The sequence below is a fragment of the Blautia sp. An46 genome, from assembly GCF_002161645.1.
GTDB lineage: Bacteria > Bacillota > Clostridia > Lachnospirales > Lachnospiraceae > Blautia > Blautia ornithocaccae.
Genome location: NZ_NFIF01000065.1, coordinates 1 through 529, shown reverse-complemented (window position 1 = coordinate 529; position 529 = coordinate 1). Strand labels below are relative to the sequence as shown.

Below are 529 nucleotides of genomic sequence, written 5' to 3'. Positions count from 1 at the left end.
CCAACTGAGCTATATCCCCATCTTCTGTTTTCTATTGTTTTGGATATTTTATCTATCCAGTGGGCTTAAGTGACCTTTGCTCCTCAGCAAAAGCTTATACCCAATGGGCTTAAGTGGACCTTTGCTCCTCTGTGAACATTGTCCAGTGGGCTTAAGTGGACTCGAACCACCGACCTCACGCTTATCAGGCGTGCGCTCTAACCAGCTGAGCTATAAGCCCTTCTTGATCCGGCAGCCACCTGCTTTCCCATGCCGTCTCCAGCATAGTATCATCGGCCGCTTCAGTCTTAACCGTCGTGTTCGGGATGGGTACGGGTGTTTCCCCGAAGCGCATCGCCACCGGAAAGTTTCGTTATCAACTTTTTCTTTGATAACTCAACAGTGAAACACTTTACTTACTTCTTCTTCCCTAGAAAGGAGGTGATCCAGCCGCACCTTCCGATACGGCTACCTTGTTACGACTTCACCCCAGTCATCCGTCCCGCCTTCGGCAGCTCCCTCCCTAAGGTTGGGTCACTGACTTCGGGCG

General features: G+C 50.9%; 1 tRNA gene and 2 rRNA genes. All 3 read right to left on the bottom strand.

Features of this window, described 5'->3' with window-relative positions:
• Positions 1-146 precede the first annotated feature (146 nt).
• Positions 147-220: transfer RNA gene (locus B5G00_RS18540), tRNA-Ile, on the bottom strand.
• Between the two features lie 6 nt (positions 221-226).
• Positions 227-344: ribosomal RNA gene (rrf, locus tag B5G00_RS18535) — 5S ribosomal RNA — on the bottom strand.
• Between the two features lie 69 nt (positions 345-413).
• Positions 414-529, bottom strand: a 16S ribosomal RNA gene (locus tag B5G00_RS18530); the annotation flags it as partial.